Source organism: Nonomuraea soli, assembly GCF_013761175.1.
In the GTDB taxonomy this organism is placed as follows: Bacteria; Actinomycetota; Actinomycetes; order Streptosporangiales; family Streptosporangiaceae; genus Nonomuraea; species Nonomuraea soli.
On sequence record NZ_JACDUR010000001.1, the window covers coordinates 1,267,544 to 1,289,473 of the forward strand.

The 21,930-nt window shown below is 70.8% G+C and carries 21 protein-coding genes; 3 read left to right on the plus strand and 18 right to left on the minus strand.

Translation table 11 applies throughout. The annotated features are described in order from the left end of the window. Nucleotides 1–21: 21 nt before the first annotated feature. Nucleotides 22–1,134, plus strand: coding sequence for an MFS transporter (locus tag HNR30_RS06000; RefSeq protein ID WP_181608609.1), 1,113 nt, complete (start codon nt 22–24; stop codon nt 1,132–1,134). Here HNR30_RS06000 and HNR30_RS06005 read toward each other — a convergent pair. The 4 genes from HNR30_RS06005 to HNR30_RS06020 form a co-directional block, all read right to left on the minus strand. Next, a complete protein-coding gene (locus HNR30_RS06005; RefSeq protein WP_181608610.1) occupies nt 1,113–3,137 on the minus strand; it encodes a carbohydrate binding domain-containing protein in 2,025 nt (674 codons plus the stop codon). The two genes, HNR30_RS06000 and HNR30_RS06005, sit on opposite strands and share 22 nt — an antisense overlap. A 97-nt stretch (nt 3,138–3,234) precedes the next feature. Then, entirely contained in the window at nt 3,235–4,731 is a 1,497-nt protein-coding gene (locus tag HNR30_RS06010) for an MFS transporter (protein WP_181608611.1), read from the minus strand. After that, nucleotides 4,728–5,384: an LppX_LprAFG lipoprotein gene (locus HNR30_RS06015; protein WP_181608612.1), complete on the minus strand. Its 657-nt coding sequence runs from the start codon at nt 5,382–5,384 to the stop codon at nt 4,728–4,730. Before HNR30_RS06015 ends, HNR30_RS06010 begins: the two co-directional genes overlap by 4 nt. 9 nt (nt 5,385–5,393) lie before the next feature. Next, a complete protein-coding gene (locus HNR30_RS06020; RefSeq protein ID WP_181608613.1) occupies nt 5,394–5,855 on the minus strand; it encodes a MarR family winged helix-turn-helix transcriptional regulator in 462 nt (153 codons plus the stop codon). Between the two features lie 51 nt (nt 5,856–5,906). Here HNR30_RS06020 and HNR30_RS06025 point away from each other — a divergent pair, with 51 nt between their 5' ends. Further along, nucleotides 5,907–6,830, plus strand: coding sequence for a cation diffusion facilitator family transporter (locus HNR30_RS06025; RefSeq protein ID WP_181608614.1), 924 nt, complete (start codon nt 5,907–5,909; stop codon nt 6,828–6,830). Here HNR30_RS06025 and HNR30_RS06030 read toward each other — a convergent pair. After that, complete coding sequence (locus HNR30_RS06030) at nt 6,827–7,006, minus strand: hypothetical protein (protein ID WP_181608615.1); 180 nt, start codon at nt 7,004–7,006, stop codon at nt 6,827–6,829. The two genes, HNR30_RS06025 and HNR30_RS06030, sit on opposite strands and share 4 nt — an antisense overlap. A gap of 4 nt (nt 7,007–7,010) precedes the next feature. Then, nucleotides 7,011–7,598 carry a 4'-phosphopantetheinyl transferase family protein gene (locus HNR30_RS06035; RefSeq protein WP_181608616.1) on the minus strand — a complete coding sequence of 196 codons (588 nt, stop codon included), beginning with the start codon at nt 7,596–7,598 and terminating at the stop codon, nt 7,011–7,013. 187 nt (nt 7,599–7,785) lie between these two features. Between HNR30_RS06035 and HNR30_RS06040 the strand changes: the two genes are divergently transcribed. Beyond that, nucleotides 7,786–8,889 (plus strand): S1 family peptidase, encoded by a 1,104-nt coding sequence (locus HNR30_RS06040; protein ID WP_181608617.1) that lies wholly within the window; start codon nt 7,786–7,788, stop codon nt 8,887–8,889. Here the strand turns inward: HNR30_RS06040 and HNR30_RS06045 are convergent. The 12 genes from HNR30_RS06045 to HNR30_RS06100 all read right to left on the minus strand — a co-directional run bounded on the left by HNR30_RS06045 (nt 8,886) and on the right by HNR30_RS06100 (nt 21,869). Further along, entirely contained in the window at nt 8,886–9,698 is an 813-nt protein-coding gene (locus HNR30_RS06045) for a hypothetical protein (RefSeq protein ID WP_181608618.1), read from the minus strand. The genes HNR30_RS06040 and HNR30_RS06045 overlap by 4 nt on opposite strands. Before the next feature lie 4 nt (nt 9,699–9,702). Further along, complete coding sequence (locus HNR30_RS06050; protein ID WP_181608619.1) at nt 9,703–11,043, minus strand: MlaD family protein; 1,341 nt, start codon at nt 11,041–11,043, stop codon at nt 9,703–9,705. After that, nucleotides 11,040–12,056 carry an MCE family protein gene (locus HNR30_RS06055; RefSeq protein ID WP_181608620.1) on the minus strand — a complete coding sequence of 339 codons (1,017 nt, stop codon included), beginning with the start codon at nt 12,054–12,056 and terminating at the stop codon, nt 11,040–11,042. The genes HNR30_RS06050 and HNR30_RS06055 overlap by 4 nt, the downstream gene beginning before the upstream one ends. Continuing rightward, on the minus strand, nt 12,053–13,051 hold the full coding sequence (locus tag HNR30_RS06060) for an MCE family protein (RefSeq protein WP_312894258.1): 999 nt from the start codon (nt 13,049–13,051) through the stop codon (nt 12,053–12,055). The genes HNR30_RS06055 and HNR30_RS06060 overlap by 4 nt, the downstream gene beginning before the upstream one ends. Nucleotides 13,052–13,086: 35 nt before the next feature. Next, on the minus strand, nt 13,087–14,112 hold the full coding sequence (locus tag HNR30_RS06065) for an MlaD family protein (RefSeq protein WP_181608622.1): 1,026 nt from the start codon (nt 14,110–14,112) through the stop codon (nt 13,087–13,089). Nucleotides 14,113–14,114: 2 nt separating this feature from the next. Beyond that, nucleotides 14,115–15,158 (minus strand): MCE family protein, encoded by a 1,044-nt coding sequence (locus tag HNR30_RS06070; protein ID WP_181608623.1) that lies wholly within the window; start codon nt 15,156–15,158, stop codon nt 14,115–14,117. Continuing rightward, nucleotides 15,155–16,168 carry an MlaD family protein gene (locus HNR30_RS06075; RefSeq protein WP_181608624.1) on the minus strand — a complete coding sequence of 338 codons (1,014 nt, stop codon included), beginning with the start codon at nt 16,166–16,168 and terminating at the stop codon, nt 15,155–15,157. The genes HNR30_RS06070 and HNR30_RS06075 overlap by 4 nt, the downstream gene beginning before the upstream one ends. Nucleotides 16,169–16,172: 4 nt before the next feature. Then, entirely contained in the window at nt 16,173–17,027 is an 855-nt protein-coding gene (locus HNR30_RS06080) for an MlaE family ABC transporter permease (protein ID WP_181608625.1), read from the minus strand. After that, complete coding sequence (locus tag HNR30_RS06085) at nt 17,027–17,818, minus strand: MlaE family ABC transporter permease (protein ID WP_181608981.1); 792 nt, start codon at nt 17,816–17,818, stop codon at nt 17,027–17,029. Before HNR30_RS06085 ends, HNR30_RS06080 begins: the two co-directional genes overlap by 1 nt. A gap of 134 nt (nt 17,819–17,952) precedes the next feature. Further along, complete coding sequence (locus HNR30_RS06090; protein WP_312894259.1) at nt 17,953–19,413, minus strand: sensor histidine kinase; 1,461 nt, start codon at nt 19,411–19,413, stop codon at nt 17,953–17,955. Nucleotides 19,414–19,421: 8 nt separating this feature from the next. Further along, nucleotides 19,422–20,108, minus strand: a complete 687-nt coding sequence (locus HNR30_RS06095; RefSeq protein ID WP_281389486.1) for a response regulator transcription factor — start codon at nt 20,106–20,108, stop codon at nt 19,422–19,424. A gap of 36 nt (nt 20,109–20,144) precedes the next feature. Next, a complete protein-coding gene (locus HNR30_RS06100) occupies nt 20,145–21,869 on the minus strand; it encodes an efflux RND transporter periplasmic adaptor subunit (protein WP_181608627.1) in 1,725 nt (574 codons plus the stop codon). Nucleotides 21,870–21,930: the final 61 nt, after the last annotated feature.

Below are 21,930 nucleotides of genomic sequence, written 5' to 3' on the forward strand. Positions count from 1 at the left end.
ACACGTTTCGGAGGTCATCCTATGCCGCGTACCGTCTGGCTGCTCATCGGGGCCAGGGCGATCAACCGCCTCGGCGCGTTCTCGATGACGTTCCTGACCGTGCTGGTCGCCACCGAGTTCGGCGTGCCCGCCACCACGGCGGGGCTGGTCGCGGCGGCCTTCGGCGTGGCGACGATCCCTTCGCGGCTGCTGGGCGGCTATCTGGCCGACCGTGTCGGGCGGCGCACGACGATCCTGCTGGGGCTGCTCGGCTGTGCCGTCGCCCAGGCGGGCATCGCGGTGGCGCCCTCGCTCGCCGTGCTGACCGTCTTCGCGGTCCTGCTCGGGCTGGCCTTCGAGCTCTACGAGCCGCCCAGCCAGGCGATGATCGCCGACGAGGTGCCCGTGGCCCTGCGCACCCGCGCCTACAGCCTGCTCAACGCGGCGATGGCGGCGGCCGGGCTGGGCGCGGGCCTGATCGCGGCGGCCGTGGGACGGTGGGATCTGCGCTGGTTGTTCGTCGTGGACGCGGTGACGTGCCTGGCCTGCGCGATCGTCGTGCGCCTGGTGCTGCCCGCCGACCGTCCCGCCCGCCGCGGCCCCGCCCGGTCCGCCGTGTGGCGCGACCGCGCGCTGCTGGCGATGCTGGGGATCGGCACGGTCTTCGCGACCGTCTACATGACGATCGTCATGGTGCTGCCGCTGACGCTGCCGGTGCCCGCCGACGCGGGCATCCTGTCCACGGTCGCCGCGCTCACGCTCATCGCCGGCCAGCCCTTCGTGCGCCGCCAGAGCCTGACGCTGGGATTCGTGCTGCTGGCCGCCAACCTCGTCGGGTACGGCTTCGCGGACTCGCTGCCCGAGCTCGTCGCGTTCACGGTTCTCGGCGGTGTCGGCGAGCTGTTCCTCATGGGCCGGCTGATGGCGATCGTCGCCGATCTCGCCCCCGACGACGCCCGCGGGCGCTACCTGGCCTTCTACGGCATCTGCTGGGGCTTCGCGACCGTGATCGCACCGCTGGCGGGCACGTGGCTGCTGGAGTCGGCCGGAGCGCGGGGCCTGTGGCTGACCCTGGCGGGAGTGACGCTGGCCCTCGCCGCCGGCACGGCGAGGGCCAGGGTGACGCGCGTGGCTCAGCCCAGCGCGTTGAGGTAGGCGCGGTGGCTGCGGGAGAACTCGAACCCGTTGTACTTGTCCCAGTTGATCGACCAGGTCATCAGGCCGCGCAGGTTCGGGTAGACCCCACGGGGCTTGTACGGCCCGCAGTTGGTGCCCTTGGCCAGGCAGTCGAAGGCCTTCTGCACCTCGGCCACGGTGGTGAAGCCGTTGCCCGCCCACGGCGCGGCGGGCAGGCCGATGGCCACCTGGTCCTGGCGCAGCGCGGGGAAGACGTTGTTGACGTCGCCCCTGATGGGGAAGCCCGCGAGCAGCATGTCGGTCATCGCGACGTGGAAGTCGTGGGTGCCCATGGTGTGGTACTGGTTGTCGAGGCCCATGATCGGCCCGGAGTTGTAGTCCTGCACGTGCAGCAGGGTCAGGTCGTTCCGCATGGCGTGGATGACCGGCAGGTAGGAGGCGCTGCGCGAGTCGGCGCCGCCGGTGCCGGGACCGTAGAACTGGTAACCGAGCTGCACGAAGAAGGTCTCCGGCGCCATCGTCAGCACGAACCGCGAGCCGTACCTGGACTTCAGGGTGCGCAGCGCGGCGATCAGGTTGACGATCACCGGGGTGGTCGGCGCCGACAGGTTGGTGTCGCCCGCGTTGAGGTAGAGCGAGTGGCCCTCGAAGTCGATGTCGAGGCCGTCGAGCCCGTACCTGTCGATGATCGCCGACACGCTGGAGACGAACGCGTCACGTGCGGCCGTGGTGGTGAGCTGGACCTGGCCGTTCTGGCCGCCGATCGAGATCAGCACCTTCTTGCCGAGCGCCTGCTTGGCGCGGATGCCCGCGATGAAGTCGGCCTCGGACTCGACGTTGGGGCACTCGGCGACCGGGCACTGGCGGAACCTGATGTCGCCGGAGGTGACCGAGGTCGGCTCGCCGAAGGCCAGGTTGATGACGTCCCACTCGTTGGGCACGTCGGCCATGCGGATGTAGCCGGAGCCGTTGGCGAAGGAGGCGTGCAGGTAGCCGACCATCACGCGCTTGGGCAGCGTGCCCGGGTTGCCCGCGACGGTGACCGACACCTGGTTGGACGCCGCCGACTCCACGCCGCTCGTGTGGAAGGCCCTGACGTGGTAGGTGTGCGTGCCGGGTCCGGGGGAGTCGGTCGCGGCGGTGCCGGTGACCGTCGCGACGCGCGTCGTGCCTCGGTAGAGGTGGTAGCCGGTCGCGGTGGGGGCGGCGTTCCAGGACAGCGAGACCGCCGAGCCGCTGACCGTGCCGGTCAGGCCGGTGGGCGCGGGCGGCGGCGGGGGCACGTCGTTGCCGACGGTCACCGAGACGGCCGCCGACTGCGCCGACTCGCCGGCGGCGTTGGTGGCGCTGACCCGGTAGCTGTAGGTGCCGGGGCTGGGGTTGTCGGTGTAGGCCGCCTCCGTGGCCGAGCCGACGCGCGTGCCGTTGCGGAAGATGTTGTAGCCCGTCGCGCCGGTGACGGCGGTCCAGGTCAGCCGGGCCATGTTCATGCCGCCGGTCCCGGTGAGCCCTGTCGGTACGGCAGGCGGCTGGCCCTGCCCGGGCGGACCGTCCAGGACGACGTCGTCGGCGTGGTAGGCGCCCTGGCCGTACCAGCCGTTGACGTGGATGGTCACGCTGTTCACCCCGGTGCCGGTGGTGAACGAGGTGGTCAGCTGCGACCAGGCGGCTCCGGGCGAGCCCCAGGTGCTGGCGTTGATCCCGGTGCCGGTGGCGCCGAGGAAGACGTAGGCGCCGCGCACCCAGGCCGACAGCGTGTAGGCCTGGCCGGGCTGGACGGCGAGGGTCTGCTGGCAGCGGGCGGTGTCGCTGCCGGCGGGGGTCGCCTGCAGGGCGCGGGTGCCGCCGTGCACGGGTGTGGTGACCGCCTGGGCTCCTGAGGTGGCTGAGCAGGTCCAGCCGCTCAACCCGCTCTCGAAGCCGGGGTTCGTCACGATGTTGGCGGCGTGGGCGGGGGAGGCGGGCGCCAGTAAGGCGCCCAGGAGCAGCGCGGCCAGGGCCGCCGGCTTCCAGGCTCTCATCATGGACCTCGTGGGGGGTGAGGCGGCTTTCTTTTAGGAAAGTTTCCTAAGAGTTGCCGTGATGGTAGTCCCGGCCGACGACGCGGGCAAGGCCCAACTAGCGCTCCCGCATGAAGATCGCCAGGACCACCCCGAGTACGCACAGCACACCCGTGACGAGGAACATCTCGGTGTACTCCACGTGCAGGGCGGCGTTGATCTTCGCGGCGTACTCGGCCATCTGCCTGGCGTAGGTGATCGCGTCGACACCTACCGGGAGCGGGGTATCAAGATCCGCGGTCAGCGACTGGAACCGGTAGAAGCCCCACGACGACACCGCCGCGACGCCGATCAGCATGCCCATCATGCGGGCCACGACCACCGCGGCCGAGGCGACGCCGTGTTGCTCGGCCGGTGTGGTGCGCAGGACCGCCGAGGAGACCGGGGCGATCACCAGGCCGAGGCCGGCGCCCGCGACGATCAGGGCGATGTCGATCGGGTGGTTCTTCAGGTCGAGTGGCCACTGGTACATCAGGACATAGCCGACGGCGGCCAGCAGCATGCCCGCCACCGTCACCGGCCACTCGCCCGCCCGCCGTGCCAGCCAGCCGCCCAGCAGCGCGGCGACGGGCAGGGCGATGAGGAAGCGGGCCAGGACGAGCGAGGCCTCCAGCGGCGGCAGGCCCAGCAGCGTCTGGGCGGCCAGCTGGACGAACACCATCGTGACCAGCAGCGCGGCGCCGGTGGTGAAGCTGACGCCCAGCGTGGCCAGCAACGGCCCCTTGCGGGTGCCCGACAGGTCGAGCACCCGGACGGGGGAGCGGATCTCCCACCAGACGAACGCCCCGGCGACGGCCAGGCCGGCGGCGATGAGCGGCAGGCCCCACGGCGGGAGCACGGCCTTGGCGGGGTCGGGGTTGTAGAGGCCGACGACGAGGAGGGCCAGGCAGGTGGCGAGCAGGAGGCCGCCGGTGAGGTCGATCTTCGGCGCGGGCCGTACGCGGACGTCCTTCCCGTGCGCGGTGCTCGTCGTGGCGAGGGCCGGGCTCGGCCGGACGCCGCCGGGGACCGTCAGCTGGACGGCGATCGCCGCCAGGGCCACCAGCGGCAGGTTGATCCAGAAGATCGCCTGCCAGCTCCCGAACGCCAGCGCCAGGAATCCGCCGTACAGCGGCCCGAGCGCGCTGCCCAGTTCCTGGGCCGCCCCCACCGCCCCGAGGGCCACCGGCCGCTCGCGCTCCTGCCACAGGTCGCCGATGAGCGCCATCGTGATCGGCAGCAGCGCCCCGCCCGCGATCCCCTGCAGCGCACGCCCCGCGACGACGGTCCACAGCCCGGTGCTGAGCGCGGTGATCAGCGAGCCGATCGCGAAGGCGGCCAGGCACGCGTGGATCAGCGGACGCCTGCCGTACCGGTCGGACAGCTGCCCGAGCAGCGGCATCGCCGCGATGTAGCCGAGCAGGAAGCCCGTCACCACCGGCGTGATGCGCTCCAGCCGGTTCACCGGCACGCCGACGGTGTTGGCGATGTCGAGCAGCACCGTGACGACGACGTACGCGTCGAGCGCGGCGAGCAGGACGACCGCGCCGCCCGCCGCGAGAGCCAGACGCCTCATCCGACCGGCGGCGGGGTGACGGTGACGGCGGCGTCGTAGTCGGACAGCGACACGATCACCGAGCCGCCCTGCAGCGGCAGGGTGACCTTGGTCAGTCGCGACGTGGCCTTGTCGACCAGCAGCTGGGCGCTGACGTCCTGGGTGACGCCGGGCACCAGCGTGGCCAGCTGCGCCTTGGTCAGCGCCGCGGTGACCTTGTACGCGCCGCCCTCCTCGCCGTCGACGGTGGGGTTCGTGGCGGCGGCCAGCAGCGTGGAGACGCCCTTGTCCGGGCTGAGCACCATGGAGGGGTCGTACTGCAGCAGCTGCATCAGCTGGGCGCGGGGCATCTTCTGGTAGGAGCCGGTCGGTCCCTTGAAGTAGACCGTGTCGCCCTGCAGCACGAAGTTCATCTCCGTGAGCTGCCCGAACACCTCGACGGAGATCGTGCCGTCGGCGTCGCCCGCGGACGTGATACGCCCGTCGGCCTTGCGCAGCGGCACCTGCGGGGTGCCTTCTGTGGCTATGGAGAACGAAGCCGACTTGACCGCCTTCATCGCGTCGGCCGTCTTCTTCATCAGGTCGGGCCCGGAGGGGAGTGCCGTCTCGCCGCCACCCGCGCATGCGGTGGAAACCATGAGCGCGACCAGCAGGAGCAGGAGCCGTTTCACCATGAGGGGAGTCTACGAGCGCAGGCTCTTGAGATGTTCCACGATCGGGGCATATGCCCGTTGCATCTCGGTCAGCTGGTCGGTGCTGAGCCGGTCGACGAAGTGTTCGCGCACCGCCGCGACGTGGTGGGGAGCGACCTCCTTGATCGTGTCCCAGCCGTTGTCGGTGAGCACCGCGAAGGTGCCGCGCCGGTCGTCGGCGCACTCCTCCCTGGTGACCAGGCCCTTGGCCTCCATGCGGGAGATCTGGTGCGACAGCCTGCTGCGCGACTGGATCGTGGCGTCGGCCAGGTCGCTCATGCGCATGCGATGGCCTGGACTCTCGGAGAGGTTCACGAGGATCTCGTAGTCGTTGATCGACAACCCGAACTCGTGCAGCTCGCGATCGAGTCGGTGCATCAGCAGCTTGTGCACCACCAGATGCGCACGCCAGGCCTGCTGTTCTGCCTGGCTCAACCACCTTGGCGCACTCATGATCTGAATGTACCGCAAGGTGGGATAACCGGATGCGTACGATGATCTACCATGAGTGACAGCTCGGGAGAAAGCCTGATCACGGTCGTCGTGGCGGGCCTGGCCAACCTGGCCATCGCCGTGGCCAAGCTGGTCGCGGGCCTGATCAGCGGCTCGGCGGCGATGTTGTCGGAGGCCGCGCACTCCTTCGCCGACACCGTGACCGAGGTCCTGCTCGTGGTGGCGGTGCGCTCGGGCGCCAAGCCCGCCGACCGGCGCCATCCGTTCGGGCACGGCCCCGCGGGCTACTTCTGGGCGCTGCTGGCGGCGGGCGCCACCCTGGTCGGGGGGGCGGGCTTCTCGATCACGCACGGCCTGCACACCATCTCCCACGGCGAGGACCTGTCCGACCTCACCCTGTCCTACATCGTGCTGGCCGTGTCGTTCGTGATCGAGAGCGTCTCGTTCCTGCGCGGGCTGTCGCAGGTGCGCGGCGAGGCCCGCAAGTGGAACGTCAGCTCGTTCCGGCTCGTGCGCGCCACGCCCGACACCGCGCTCAAGGCGGTCATGCTGGAGGACACGGCGGCGCTGATCGGTCTGGTGCTGGCGGCGCTGGGCCTGCTGGGCAGCCAGCTCACCGGCTCGGCGCTCTGGGACGGCCTGGCCTCGGTGGCCATCGGCGTGCTGCTGCTGGCGGTGGCGCTGAGCCTGATCGTCGCCAACGCCTCGCTGCTGATCGGCCGGTCGGCGCCGCGCACGATCGAGGGGCTGATCCGCACGGTGCTGATGGAGCAGCCCGAGGTCGAGGACGTGGTCGAGCTGCTCACCATGATCCTCGGGCCGAACGAGGTGCTGGTCGCCGCCAAGGTCGACTTCACCGACGAGGCCAGCGCGGCCGGGGTGGAACGTGCCTGCGAGGAGGTCGACCAGCGGCTGCGCGCCCGGGTGCCGGGCGTCGCGCACGTCTTCCTGGATCCGACTCCGAGCAGGCGTTAGACGTCGAGGGCCATGACGATCGCGATGCCGACGACGTGCATGACGACGACGATCGTGATCAGGGAGATGAACACGAACTTGGCCGGACCGTGCTCGAAGGTCTTGCCCTCTTCGAGCGGCTTGCGCTTGGCCACCCGCTCGGCGATCCGCTCTTCGATGGGCTTCTTGTAGAACACCCCCTCAGCGTATCCGCAGAGGTGGGGCATCGGTAATCGAGGCGGCCATCACCCCGTCGGGCTCCTCCCACTCCAGCAGGTGCCCGGTCGGGCTCCAGGGCATCGAGGAGAGCGAGTCGAGAGTGAGTTCACCCCGTTTGACCAGGGCTTCCTTGCGGGTCCACAACCTGATCAGCTCCCGGTTGTCGGACACGTGCTCGCCGGGGGCGCACAGTTGTGTGACCAACACCTCCACCAGCGGCCCGTCGGGCACCCGCTCGGCGTCGACGCCGACCCGGCCGGGGCCGACGGCGGCGCACACGTAGCCGCGCGTGTGGCTGAGGCTGACGCCGAGCTCGGGGGCCTGCTCCAGGTACGGCACGCCGTGACCGGGGCCGTGCACGGGGCAGTGCTGCAGCAGCGTCACCGTGGCGGGATCGAGGCCTAGGTAGTGGGCGGCGCACTGCCGTACGAGCAGGTGGGCCGCCACGAACGTGACGCGGTCGTCGTCGCGCAGGAACCGCTCGGCCCGTTCGCGCTCGGCCTCGGTCAGCCAGTCCATCGATCCGCCGACGTCGCCCGACCGCGCCGCCATGATCACCGCCTGCTCCATCGGGCCAGCCTAGCCTCCGACGGAAGGGTGATTTGTCATTACAAATGCTAGTAAATCTTGTAAATGGGCCTTGTGTAACCACTTGAGGTTATTCATATTGGGGCGGTACCCGGGAGAGGCGCCCTCCCGACCTACCCCCCGAGGCCAGCCGACGGGGCTGGCCGGCATCCCCCAGGAGGCTCCGCACATGAGCATCCGTCCCCCGCGAGCAGGGCTGATCGTCACCGCGGCCGCTCTGCTCACCGGATCCCTCATCCTCTCGCCGACGGCGCAGGCGACCCCGCCGACGCCGGAGGCGGCCGACCCGGCGGCCCTGGCCGCCACCACGCTCGACGCGCAGCTGGGCGTGCGTGACGCCGGCTCGTACTTCGATCACGCGCAGGGCAAACTCGTCGTCACGATCACCGACGACGCCGACGCGCAGGCCGTCCTGGCCGCCGGAGCGATCCCGAAGAAGGTGGTCCGCAGCTCCGACGACTTCGACAAGATCATGCGCAGGCTCGACCGCGCCGCCCGCGTCGTCGGTACGGCATGGGCCGTCGACCCGGCCACCAACCAGGTCGTCGTCTGGTTCGACGAGTCCGTCGACGCCGGCCAGCGCCAGCGTGTCGAGGCCATCGTCAAGCAGCTCAACGACGAGGAGGCGGCCAAGAGCGTCGAGCGCGCCGCGGCCGGACCCGCCGTGCGCACCGAGAACCAGGCGGGCACATTCGACCTGTTCATCCAGGGCGGCGACGCCATCTACACCGGATCCTCCCGCTGCTCGCTCGGCTTCAACGTGCGCAGCGGATCGACGACGTACTTCCTGACCGCGGGCCACTGCACCAACATCGGCTCGACGTGGTACGCCAACTCCTCGCGCACCACGGTCCTGGGCACCAGGACGGGCAGCAGCTTCCCGGGCAACGACTACGGCATCGTGCGCTACACCAACACGAGCATCGCCAAGCCGGGCAGCGTCAACCTCTACAACGGCAGCTCGCGTGACATCACCGGCGCGGGCAACGCCTACGTCGGCCAGTCCGTGCAGCGCAGCGGCAGCACGACCGGCCTGCGCAGCGGCACCGTCACCGCGCTCAACGCCACCGTCAACTACGCCCAGGGCAGCGTCTACCAGATGATCAGGACCACCGTCTGCGCCCAGGGCGGCGACAGCGGCGGACCCCTGTTCTCCGGCGGCACCGCGCTCGGCCTGACCTCGGGCGGCAGCGGTAACTGCACGACCGGCGGCACGACCTTCTTCCAGCCGGTCATCGAGGCGCTCAACGCCTACGGCGTGGCCGTCTACTAGTCCTTCTTCGAAGGTTCGGGGCTCGGCGTGGTCTTCTGCGGGTCGCCCAGCGGCGTCTCCTGCTCCTTGGCCGCGCCGAGCACCGTCACCTCCTGGACCTTCCAGCCGTCGGGCTCCTTGATCATCAGGAGCTTCAGGTGGGAGTCGCTCACCACCCGCATCGCCTGCTCGGACTTGACCTGGGAGTCGACCACCACGATGGCCCTGGCCGTGGTCTCGCTGACGTCGGCGAGGTAGACCTCGCGGGAGGTCGCCTGGGAGACGGCCTTCAGCTTGATGATGACCTGCTCCATCGCGCCGCCGAACTCCTGGTCGTACAGGGTCTGGAAGTCGCCGGTGGCCAGGTCGCGCAGCTTGGCCCTGGCGGAGGGCAGATCCTGGTAGTCGTAGGTGAGCAGGGCCTGGGCGAAGTTGTGGGCGGCCTCGGAGACCTCCAGCCGCAGGGTGCGGTCGGCCTCCAGGCGGGCCTGGGCGTCGCGGGCCTGGCCGGCGCCGATCCACTGGATGAGGGCGAATCCGGTCAGCGCCAGCACCGCCACGACGGCTACGGCGGCCGTGATCCACCGCGTCCACGAGACACCGTTGGCCGGTGGGACGCTGGACGGTGCGGCGGTGGACGGCGCACCACCCTCGGCGGCCTGCTCGCTCGCGCCATCATCCGCCGTCTCGTCCGTGGCCGTGTCCGTGTCCGTGGCCTCGTCCGCTACCTCGTCTGCGGGTTCGCTCAGCGGGAGAGGCTTGGGCGTGATGCGCCAGGCTCGCCGGACCGCGGGCTTCTGGCCGACGGCAACGTCCTGCTCGGAAGGCATACTGCTACTCCGTTCCACGGCGGCGGGCCGCCCGGCCCACGGCGATCCAGCCCACGATGCCACCGCTTGCCGCGACTGCGAGGAAAATCGCCACAATCAGCGGAGTGGTGTCCAGCGGGGCGGGGGCGGCCACCTTCTTGGGGCTGCTGGATGTGGTTTCCAGGGGCTCGAGCGTCGGCTCGGGCTCGGTCGTCTCGTCCTGCGTGGGCGCGGCCCGCCGTACCTGCCGCTCCTGCGGCTCCTCCCGCTCGCGCTCGCCGCCGGGCACGGCGGCGTCGGGGTGGGAGTGCTCGGCGGCCACGGCTTTGGGGCACGAGCGCACGCCGGGCACCGCCGGCGGGCCCAGCGGGTCGGCGTACTCGTAGGCGGGCGTCGGGCCGCCCGGCACGCTGAAGATGAACGTGTTGCGCCCGTACGTCGTGTTGCCCTGCCGGTCGCTGATGTCGTCGGCCAGGGCGAGCGTGGTGGGTACCAGCCCGAGCAGATGGTGGGCGTAACGCTCGGACTCGGCGGAGAAGGCCGGCCGGTGCGGCAGCCCCGCGGCGGTCAGCGCGCACGAGAAGCCGGGCCTGGCCTTCAGCATGAGCTCGTGGAGCTGGGCGAACACGCCGGGTCCCTGGTCCAGGAAGGCGTACAGGTCGGTGCGCGCGTCGACGACGGAGTCGGTGACCAGGCCGGTGTCGCGGATGGCCGAGGAGATCTTGTGCCGTTCGCCCGCCAGCGTGTGGGTGAGCCTGGTCAGCTCCACGGCCAGCTCGTCGAGCACCTTGGAGTTGTCGGCCAGGGTGTCGGTGACGTCGTGCGCGTCGTCGATGATGGCGCGGATGTCGGGCGCCCGCCCCTCCAGGGCGACGGCCAGCTCGTGGGTGATGGTCCGCGCGTCCTCGGGCGGCACGGCGTTGAGCAGCCTGCCGACCCCCTGGAACAGCTTGCGGTAGTCGAGCGGCACGGAGGTCCTGGCCAGCGGGATGAGGTCGCCGGCGGCCAGCACCGGTCCGCCCGCGCCGGTCTTGGGCGGGGTCAGCTCCACGTACGGCTCGCCGATCGCCGACTTGCGGCGCACCTCCGCGGTGACCGACCTGGGCAGCCTGATCTCCTTGTCGATGTCGAGTCCCACGACGATCTTGCCGGGCGCGAGCCGTACGTCGCCGATCCTGCCGACACGCACGCCGAGGTAGGCGACGTCGAAGCCGTGCACCAGGCCGGGGGAGGAGGCGAACTCGGCCTCGACCCGGTAGGGCCGCTCGATCACGTCGAGCTTGATGATCGTGCTGAACGCCCAGACGGTCATCACGATGCCGAGGATCGCGAAGACGGCGAGGTTGAGGTAGACCCGGTTCCTCATCGCGGCGGCTCCATCAGCAGGCGGAAGTCCTCGGCCCGGTTGGGTTCCGGGCCGCGGGTGACCTTGGGGTCGTTGGGGACGGTCTGGCCGCCCGGCAGGATGAGCCCCTTCAGCCACACGTAGATGAGCACCTGCCCGTTGACGGTGATGGGCGGCGCGTCGATGAACTTCTGCATGCGGTCCACCAGCGTCTTGAGGTCCTCCTTGCCGCGCACCATCGCCGAGGTGATGCCGTCGAGCTCGCGCAGCAGCTCTCGCAGGCGGGCGGCGTGGCGCGGGTACACGGTCGTGTTGGCCTCCTCGGCCAGCTCCGTCAGCGCGGCGAGGGCCTGCTTGATGTGCTTGCGCCCGTGGTGCACGCGCTCGGTGGCGCGGGCCAGCTCGCCGGGCAGCCTGTCGAGATCCTTGCTGCCCTTGGCCAGGTCGTCGCCCAGTTTGGCCAGGGCGTCGACGGTGGTGGCGATGTCCTGGCGCGCGGCGGCGTAGGCGTCGGTCACCAGCGCCGTCTGCTTGATCAGCTTGTTGACGTCGTCGCCCTTGCCCGACAACGCCGTCGAGGCGGCGTCGAGGATGGCGTTGACGTCCTGCGCGCCGAGCGCCTCGATGAGCGGCCCCGCCCGCTCGGTGACCTGCTCGATGTCGGGTTCGACGCTGGTGTCGGTGATGGTCGAGCCGCTTTTCAGGTACGGCCCCGCGTCGAGGGCCCCGGGCGGCACGAGCTGCACGTAGTTCTCGCCGAGGATCGAGGTCTTGGCGACGGTGGCGGTGGTGCCGACCGGCACCTGGTCCACCGACTCGATCGACATCGTCACCTTGGCCTGGTAGCCCTCCAGCGCGACCGCGGTCACGGTGCCGACCCTCACGTCGGCGATCTGCACGCTGTGCCCGGCGACCAGGCTCTGCACGTCGGTGAAGACCGCCGACAGGGTGTAGCCGCCGCCCCCGGCGCCGAGCGTCTGGATCGAGCAACCCCCGGCGGCCAGGAGCGCGAGGATCGCGACGGCCCTTCTCATCGGCTTCTCGCACAGTTGCTCAGCCCGCCCGGCAGGCACGGCACCCGGCCCAGGTTGAGCGCCTCGAACAGCGGCGTCAGCCAGGCCCTGGTCATGGCGTTGAGCACCACGCGGATCTTCAGCAGGTGGTTCTCCCTGTCCCACGCCTCGACCAGCACGTCGGCGAAGTCGGCCGAGCCCTTGATCGCCTTGGCCATCGAGTCGCTGTTGGCGCGGACCACCAGCACCAGCTCGGCCAGGGTGCCAGCGGCCTGCGGCAGCCGCTCGCTGTAGGCCTCGATCAGCACGTCGCCGCGCCGGACGAAGCCCGCCATGCCCTCGATGAAGCCCTTGAGCCGCTGCCGTTCCTCGGCGAGGATCGCGCTGGCGTCGGCGAAGGCGTCGATGGTGGACTTCACCTGCCGCTCGCGGCTGTTGAGGTTGGCGGCCAGCCGGTTGAGGCCCTTGGCCAGGTCGATGAGCTGCTGGTCCTGCTTGGCCAGGGTGCCGGTGAGCTTGGCGGTGTCGTCGAGCGCGTTGTTGATCGCCTTGCCGCGGCCGTCGATGCCGTCGGCGAAGTCGCTCGTCACGTCGCCGACCTTGTCGGCGTCCAGGGCCTCGGTGAGCCTGGTGAAGGCGTCGAGCGCGTCGTCGATCTCCACCGGCAGGTCGGTGCGGTCGAGGGGGATGGTGGCGCCCGCCTGGATCCGCTGGTCGCCAGGCTTCCACGGCGGGTGGAGCACGACGTTGCGCTCCCCCAGGGTGTTCTGCGGGGCGACGACCGCCTTGACGTCCGAGGGGAGCGGGATCCGCGGGTCGATCGAGAGCACCACGCGCACCCTGTCGCCCTCGATGGCGATGCGCTCGACGTATCCGGCGTCCAGGCCCATCACCTTGACCCTGGCCTGCTCGTAGAGCGAGGGCGCGGAGGAGAAGATCGCGGTCAGCCGGAGCGGCTGGGGGCCGAACAGGGTGCAGCCGCCGCCGGTGAGCAGGAGCAGGAGAGCGGCAGCCACGGCTGTCAGCCGTCTGCCCGCCGTACGAGGGAAGCTCATCGGGCGTCACTCCGATCCCTGGCGATGGCGCCGATCACCTCGGGGTTGATCGGCCCGAGCCCGGCGGCGATCGCCTCGATCCACGGGCCCTGGCCGCCCATCGTGGCCAGGCCGGAGAAGGTCGGCCCGACCCAGGCGAGAACGCCGTTGAACTGGGCCTTGGTGGCGGCCAGCCGGGTGGTGATGGCGCGGTTGTCGTCGAGCACCTGAATGAGGCTCTTCTCGTGCTCGCTGATCAGCCGGGTGGTGCTGGTGACCAGCTCGCTGCCGGAGCCGAGGAGCAGGCGCAGCTCGTCGCGGCGCGAGCGCAGCTCGGCCAGCATGACGTCGAAGGCGTCGATGAGCCGGTTGATCTCCTTGTCCTTCTTCTCCAGCACGTCGATGATGCGGTTGCCGTTGTCGAGGAGCTTCTGCAGCTGCGGCTCGCTCTGGCTGATGGTGTCGGACAGGTCGCCGATGTTCTTCAGCAGCCGGGTGATGCGCCCGCGCCTGCTCGTGTCGATCTTGCCGAGCTCGGTGAGCAGGTCGTCGACCGCCTCGGTGTCGAGCCGCTGGACCAGCCGGGTGGCGTCCTTCAACGCGTCGTTGATGAGCGTGGGCACGCCGGTGCGGTCGGCGGGGATCACCCGCTGCGCTTCCGGCAGCTGGTCGATGTAGGGCTCGGAGACGGCGCCGGTGAGCTTGACGTAGCGGCCGCCGAGCAGGTTGGAGAGCGTGACGTCCGCGCGGGTCTGGCGGCCGAGCCGGACGTCGGCGTCGACCCGCCAGGTGACCACCACGTGGCCCTGGGTGTAGTCGGCGCGCACCTCGGTGACCTCGCCCACCCGCACGCCCGCCACGCGCACGTCGTTGCCGGACTTGAGCCCGCCGGAGTCGGCGAAGATCCCCGACATGGTGTAGCCGCCCTCGAAGACGCCGAGCGTGCCGACGAGGAAGGTGCCGACCAGGATTGCGGACAGGACGGCCAGCGAGACCAGGCCGACCAGGACGCGGTTGCGGTCGCGGAACGACTTCGGCGCCATCGTCAGCCCCCCACCAGCAGCCGCCGCAGGTCCTTGGCGGTGGAGACCCGGTAGCTGTCGCGCAGCGGAGGCGGCGTGTTCATGGCGTAGGGGCACGGCGAGGGGCCGAGCGCCAGGCAGGGCACCGCCGAGACGAAGTAGTGGCCCCGGTTGACGCTGCTGAAGGCCCGTTCGAACAGCGGCTGGATGGTGGTGATCGTGCGCTCGATGCGGCCGACGTTGCGCCGGATGCCGCCGGTCAGGCCGGTGAGGTGGTCGGTGAGCAGGCCGAGCTCGCGGGCGTTGCGGCCGAGCACCTGGTTGGCGGTGTCGAACTCGGCCGACAGCTGCACGATCGAGTCGTCGACGAGCCTGCGGTTGCGGGCGAAACCCTCCGACAGCAGGACGAGGTTGTCGACCAGCCGGGCGATCTGCTTGTGGCGCTTGGCCACCACCTCGGTGACGGTGGCGTAGTCCTTCAGCAGTTCCTTGATGGTTTCCTTGCGCTGGGCGACCGTGCCGGTGATGTCGTTGACGTTGTCGAGCAGGCGCGGCAGGTTCCTGTCGTTGCCGTGCAGCGCCTTGGCCGCCGCGGTGAGCAGCTGGTTGATCTGCTCGGGGTCGAGGCTCCTGGTCAGCGGGCCGAGGTCGCTGACCAGCTCGCCGATGTCGACGACCGAGGAGGTGCGGGTGATCCGCGAACCCGCGGCCAGCCTGCCGGGCGCGGTGCCGGGCACCAGGTAGACCACACGCTGGCCGATGGCGTTGCGCCAGCGCACGGCGGCCTCGGTGTCGGCGGGCACCCTCACCTTCTCGTCGACCTCGAGCACCACCTCGGCGCGGCCGCCGACGACGCGGATCGATCTGACCTGGCCGACCGGCGCTCCGGCGATCTTCACCTGGTCGCCTTCGAGCAGGCCGGAGACGTCGTCGAAGACGGCGGTCAGGGTGTAGCCGCCGCCCGTGCTGACCCGCGCGATCTGGATCGTGATCACCACGATCAGGCTGAGCGTCACACCCAGGAACAGCAGGAAGCGCGCCATCAGCCAGAGGCGGGAGGACCTCATCGTTTCCTCCCGTCGGTGGGGCCGCAGGAGCCGACGATGAGCTGGCAGACGTCGCCGAGCAGGAAGGAGACGGTCTGCAGCTGGTGGGCCTGGCCGGGACCCGGCGCCTCGATGAGCTCGTTGAGCAGGTCGACCAGCGTGGTCAGCCCGCGCACGCCGTCGCCTGCCAGGCCGAGCTGGGCGTAGACGAGGGAGGCGACCCGCTCGCCCGAGTGCACGCCCGCGCGCAGGTTTCCGCGGTGCTTGCGCAGGCCGTGGGCGCCCAGCTCGGAGACGGAGGCGATCTCCTTGAGCAGGACGCGCACCTTGTCGGCGCGCTGGAGCAGCTCGGGGGTGAGGGTGTTGATGTCGCGGGCGATGAGGACCAGGTCGTCGCCCTTGTCCTGCAAGGTGCCCGACAGCAGGGCGCTGTCGCTGAGGAACCGCCTGGCCCGGTCACGGTGACGGTAGGCGACCTCGATCACGGTGCCGGAGTCGTCGATGAGCTCGCGCAGCGGCCTGCCCTTGCCCTCCAGGCCCTTGGCCAGCGTGTGCACGATGACGGTGACCTCGCGCGGGTCGACCGCGTCGACGCCCCGGTACAGGTCGCCCAGGGAGTCGGACAGGTCCACCGGCTCCTCGCCGTCGCGGATGACCGCGCCGGAGGCCAGGTAGGGGCCGGTGCTCTCGCCCGAGCCGAGCTTGAGGTCGACGAACTTGGGGCCGAAGACCGAGCTGGGCTCGATCGCCGCCGTGGTCGTCTGCGGAAGCCGTACGGCAGGCTCGATGTGCATGGTGACCACGGCCCTGCCCTGCGGATCGAGCGTCACGGCCGTCACGTCGCCGACGGTGATGCCGCGCACCTTGACCGGCGAGTTGGCGTCCAGTCCCTGGCCGGCCCGGTCGAAGATGGCCACGATCCGGGTGCCGGCCACCTCGGTGACGCCGCGCACCACGAAGAAGGTTCCGGCGGCCAGCGCGGCCACGACGGCCACGGCGACGGCCAGTCTCAGCGGCAACGAGTGGTTCACGCCCTCACCCCGTCAGCTTCAGGCTTCCGCCGCCGCCCCAGAAGAGCCACGACAGCAGCAGGTTGAGCAGGACGATGGTGACGATCGACTGGCGGATCGCCCGGCCCGCGGCCACCCCGACGCCGACGGGGCCGCCGGTGGCGTAGAAACCGTGGTAGCAGTGGATGACGATCACCGTGAAGGCGAAGACGCCGACCTTGACGACGCTGAAGACTATGTCGCTGACCGGCAGCCCGATGTAGAAGTAGTAGTCGTAGACGCCCGGCGCCATGCCGAACAGCACCGTGCACATCAGGCGGGTGGCGAAGAAGCTGGCGAACAGAGCGATCAGGTAGATCGGCATCAGCGCCACGAGCGCGGCGACCACGCGGGTGCAGATGAGATAGGTGAAGGCGTTGATGCCCATCACCTCCAGCGCGTCGATCTCCTCGGAGATGCGCATCGCGCCCAGCTCCGCGGTGAAGGCCGAGCCCACCTGCGCGGCCAGGGCGGTGGCGGCGATGATCGGGGTGATCTCGCGCACGTTGGCGAAGCTGCCGACCAGGCCCATGAACGACTCGGCGCCGATCGAGGCCAGGCCCTGGTAGCCCTGCAGCCCCACGGTGGCGCCGACGACGAAGGCCATGGTGAAGACGACGAAGATCATGCCGCCGCCGATGACGGTCGCGCCGACACCCACGACCACGTCGCTGATCTGGCGTAGGACGACCTTGAAGTACTTCAGCCGCAGGACGACGTCGCGGACGGCGTAGAACAGCACCTTCCACACGAACAGCGGCCAGTCGCCGAGCTGGGCGAACCGCTCGGCCAGGTCGCGGCCCTTCAGCGCGGCCCTGGCGCCCGCCGTCCTGGCGACCATCAGAAGGCCTTGGGCGGGTAGGCGAGGAAGTACACGGCCGAGATCACGTAGTTAAAGGCGAAGACCAGCATGAAGGTCACGACCGTCGACTGGTTGACCGCCCTGCCCACGCCCACCGGGCTGGTCTGGCAGGTCATGCCCTTGTAGCAGGCGACCGCGGCGGCGATGAAGCCGAACACCCAGGCCTTGAAGAGGGTGACGTACAGGTCGCTGCCGACGACCAGGCTGAGCGCGCCGTCGAAGTAGGCGCCGGGCGTGACACCCTGGACGACGACGTTGAAGAAGTAGCCACCGGTCGCGCCCGCCAGGATGACCAGCGGGCACAGGCACACCGCGACCGTCGAGGCCGCCCACATGCGCGGGGTGACCAGGCGGTGGATCGGGTTGACCGCCATGACCTCCATCGCGGCCAGCTCGTCGCGGATGTTGCGGGCGCCGATGTCGGAGGTCATCGCGCTGCCACCGGCCCCGGCGATGAGCAGCGCGCTGGCCAGCGGCGCGACCTCGCGGATGAGGCCGACGAAGACCGCGCTGCCGGTGGCGCTGGCCGCGCCCAGCTGCCAGGCCAGCTCGCCCACCTGTAAGGCCACCGTCGCGCCCAGCGGCAGGCTGACCAGCAGGACCGGGACGCTGGTGATGCGGGCCAGGAACCAGCACTGCGCGACGAACTCCCAGAACCAGTTCCGCACGTCCCACGTGCGGCGCAGGCCCTCCAGGACGATCACGAACAGCTCGCCCACCTGGCCCAGCGCGGACCCGGCCTTCCGGCCGACGAAACCGGTCAGGGCCATCGGCACCTCGACATCGTGGGGGGCTACGGATCAGCAACCTTACTGACGGGTTGTCCAGTAAGTCGATGATTTGGCGGTAATTTGCGGTTTCCGTATGACTGCAGGCCAGGCGATTGTCGGAGGCGGATAATCCCCTACGAACGCGCCCCCGGAAGCCACACCGTGAACACCGTGTCACCCGGGACGCTGGAGACCTCGACCCTGCCCCCGTGAGCCGCGGTGACCGCCGCCACGATGGCCAGGCCCAGCCCGGTGCCGCCCACCTGCCGGGAGCGGCCCGCGTCCCCACGCGTGAACCGGTCGAACAGGTCGGGCAGCACCTCGGCGGCGATGCCGGGGCCGTCGTCGCGCACCCGCAACGCCAGCCATCCCGACTCGACCGTGAGGGTCGTGGTGACCGTGGTGCCGGGCGGGGTGTGGGAACGGGCGTTGGCCAGCAGATTCGTCACCACCTGGTAGAGGCGGTCGGCATCGCCGACCACGCACAGCTCGTCGTCGGCCAGCGCCCCCGGCTCGGTGGCGTCTGGCTCGGTGGCGTCCGGCTCGTCGTCGCCGGGGCCCGGCTCGGGGCCGGCGCCGGGAAAGTCGACCAGCCACCTGTGCTCGCGCGAGGCCGCGTACGCGTCGCTCACCGCGTTGACCAGCAGCGGCCGCAGATCCAGCTCCTCGCGGGCGAGCGGCCGCCCCGCGTCTAGCTTGGCCAGCAACAGCAGATCCTCCACCAGCGCCGTCATCCGTGTCGTCTCCGAGCGGATGCGCCGCAGCGAGTGCTCGTGGGTGCCGGGGTCGCGGGCGGCCAGCTCGGCATAGCCGGCGATCGAGGCCAGCGGGGTGCGCAACTCGTGGCTGGCGTCGGCGACGAACTTGCGCAGCCGTACCTCTCCCGCGTGCCGGGCGGCCAGCGACTCCTCGATGTGCCCGAGCATCTGGTTGAGCGCGACGCCCACCTGACCCACCTCGGTGCCGGGATGGGAGTAGGCGTCCGGCACGCGTGCCAGCCGTACCACGTCACCACGGTCCAGCGGCTGCTCCGAGACGCGGGTGGCGGTGGCGGCCAGGCGGTGCAACGGGCGCATCGCGCGCCGCACCATGGCCGTGCCCAGCAGGGCGGCCAGCACGACGGCGGTCAGCGCGACGACGGCCTCCATCGCGATGAAGCGGCTGATCGTGGCGTTCATCGGCGCTTCCGGCAGGCCCGTGACGATCACGTCGCCGGTGCGGCCGCGCTCGGCCACCATGCGGTAGTCGCCCAGCTCGTCGCCCAGCGACACGGTCACCGGCCGGCGGCCGACGCCGAGAAGCGCCGGCGGCGCGTCGACCGTGTCGATCGCGGTCTCCGACGACAACACGGTCGCCTCCGCCACCGCGCCGTCGCGCAGCCGCGCGCCGAACGTGCCGATGCTCTGGCCGGGCACGAACAGGTAGTCGGCGGGCGCGTCGCCCGGGATGCGCGAGGCGGCCATCACCGCGCGCCTGGCCGCGTCACGGACCCGGTCGTCGAGCTGGGCACGCTGCGAGGCGTGCAGCTGCAGGGTCGTGGCGGTCGCGATGACCAGCGTCAGCGCCGTCAGCAGGACGATCGCGACCGCGACCACCCGGCTCGTCAGCGAGGCGGTTTGACGACGTAGCCAGCCCCGCGGACCGTGTGGATCAGCTGCACGCCCAGCTTGCGGCGCAGGTACGACACGTACAGTTCCACCACGTTGCTGTTGCCGCCGAAGTCGTATCCCCACACGTGCTCCAGGATCTGGGTCTTGCTCAGCACCCGCCGGGGGTTGTTCAGCAGGAAGCGGAGCAGCTCGAACTCGGTGGGGGTGAGCTGGACCGGCTTGCCCGCCCGCCACACCTCGTGGGTGTCCTGGTCCATGACCAGGTCACCGAGCGTCAGCCGCGAGTCGGGCGGCGCCTGGGCGGCCCCCGAGCGGCGCAGGAGGCCGCGCATCCGCACGATGATCTCCTCCAGGCTGAACGGCTTGGTGACGTAGTCGTCCGCGCCGGCCGTCAGCCCTGCGATCCGGTCGGCGACCTCGTCCTTGGCCGTCAGCATCAGCACCGGCAACGTCGGGCTGAGCGCCCGCAGCCGCTGCAGGACCTGCAAGCCGTCCATGTCGGGCAGCATCCAGTCGAGGACGACCGCGTCGGGCAGTACGGCACGCGCCTGCTTGACGGCACTCTCCCCGTCGTGCGCGGGCAGCGCCTCCCAGCCGGCCAGCCGCATCGCCATCGTGAGCAGCTCGGTCAGCGGAGGCTCGTCGTCCACCACGAGGATGTGGATCCGCCTGTCGTTCATGGATTCCAAGGAAACGCGCCCAACGTGAGAAAAGGGTTAGAACCCTTCCGGCCAGCTGCTGTCGGGGAACCCGCCCGCCGACGCGTCGGGCAGCACCACCTGATCCTTCTCACCCAGCCCTGAGACGATCTGCACGTACTGGTCGCCGCGCACGCCGACCTCCACGAGCCTCTGGCCGTCGCGGGTGGTGACCACCGAGGTGCCGTCGGGGCGGGTGGTGACCGCCTGAACCGGCACGTAGACGGCGGCGTCCGCCTGGTCGAGGGTGAGCACCACGCTCGCCGTCTGGCCGATCATCAGGCCGGGCGGCGGCTCGTCGAAGGCGACCGTGACCGCGTAGCGCACCAGGCTGTTGCTCGTCGTCGCGGTGGGGGAGATGTGGGTGACCGTGCCGGTGAGCCTGCTCTCCGGGGCGTTCGCCAGGGTCACCGCGGTCTCCTGGCCGATCTTGACCTGGGCGATGTCGCTCTCGGTGAACAGGGCCTGGACCTGGAGCTCGTCGAGGTCGCCGAGGGTGACGAAGGCGCCGGAGCCGGAGCTCTCGCCCACCTGGCCGGCGACGGCCAGCACGGTGCCGGCGGCGGGGGCGACGATCTTCGTGCCGGTGAGCTGCTCCCTGGCCTTCTCCAGGGCGGCTTCGGCCTGCTGCAGCTGAGCTTCGGCCCTGTCTCCGGTGGAGCTCCCCGTGGTCGCGGAGCCGCCGGTGGTCGCGGAGCCGCCGGTCGTGGAGCCGCCGGTGGCCGAGGTGGTCCGGGTGCCGCCGGTGGGGGTGGTGCAGGCGCCTGGCTTGGTGGTGTCCTTGGCGCTCGTGGTGGGGCGGGCCGACGCGTTCCCGGACGGCCTCGTGGACGGGCTGACGGACGGGCCGGCGGTCGGGCCGGCGGTCGGCTTGGCCGATGGCTTGGGCGTGGTCTCCCCGCTGGCCGGCGGTGAGGTGGCCGGGGAGGCGCTCCTGCTCGGGGCGGCGCTGCTCGGGGCCGGGGTGCCGGGTGCCGGGGTACTGGGGCCGGTGGTCGGGGTCACCGTGACCGTCGCGGTGGCCGTGACCGTCGCGGTGGCCGTGACCGTGGCTGTGACCGTGGCCGTCGCGGTGACCGTCACGGTGACGGCGGGCTCGGGCTCGGGTGAGTGCTCGCCGGTGGGCCGCGGGTCCGGCTCGGGCTTCTCCCCGGTCGCCGAGGGGGACGGCGTGGCCGGGCCGAGCTCCAGGGCCGCGGGCCGTACGGCGGCGCGCGTTCCGTCGATGCTCCCCGGCGTGGCGGCGTCCCCTGACGTCGATGCGGTCACGCTCGCCGATGCCCTGGGCGACGCCGAAGTGCTGGGTGACGACGACGGTTGCGTGCCCGCCGTACAGGGCGCCGGCGACCCCTTGCCCGTCGAAGCCTCCGAGGCGTTCGAAGACGACGAATCCTCCACCGCCTCCTTCGCGGCGGCCAGATCCGCCTTCGCCTGGACGTAGGCCTCCTGGGCGGCGGTCGCGTCGATGCGCGCCAGCACCTGCCCCTTCTTCACCCGGTCACCCACCTTGACGCTCAGCCGGGTGACCGTGCCCGAGGTGGAGAAGGCCAGGTCCCGGCTGTCGCCCGCGGCCGTGTTGCCCGGAGCGGAGATCACGGACGTCACCGTCCCGCGCTCGGCGGAGGCCAGCCGTACCCCTACCGCCTCCGGAGCATCGTCACGGAGAGTGAGGTAGCTCGCGCCGGCAACGGTGAGGGCCACCGCAGCCGCCAAGGCGCCGATCCGCACCCTTTTTGCACTCATGGGCGGCCATCATGGCTGGTAGATATGGGAATTTGCTAGGCGCGGCCTGTGTCTTTCCTAT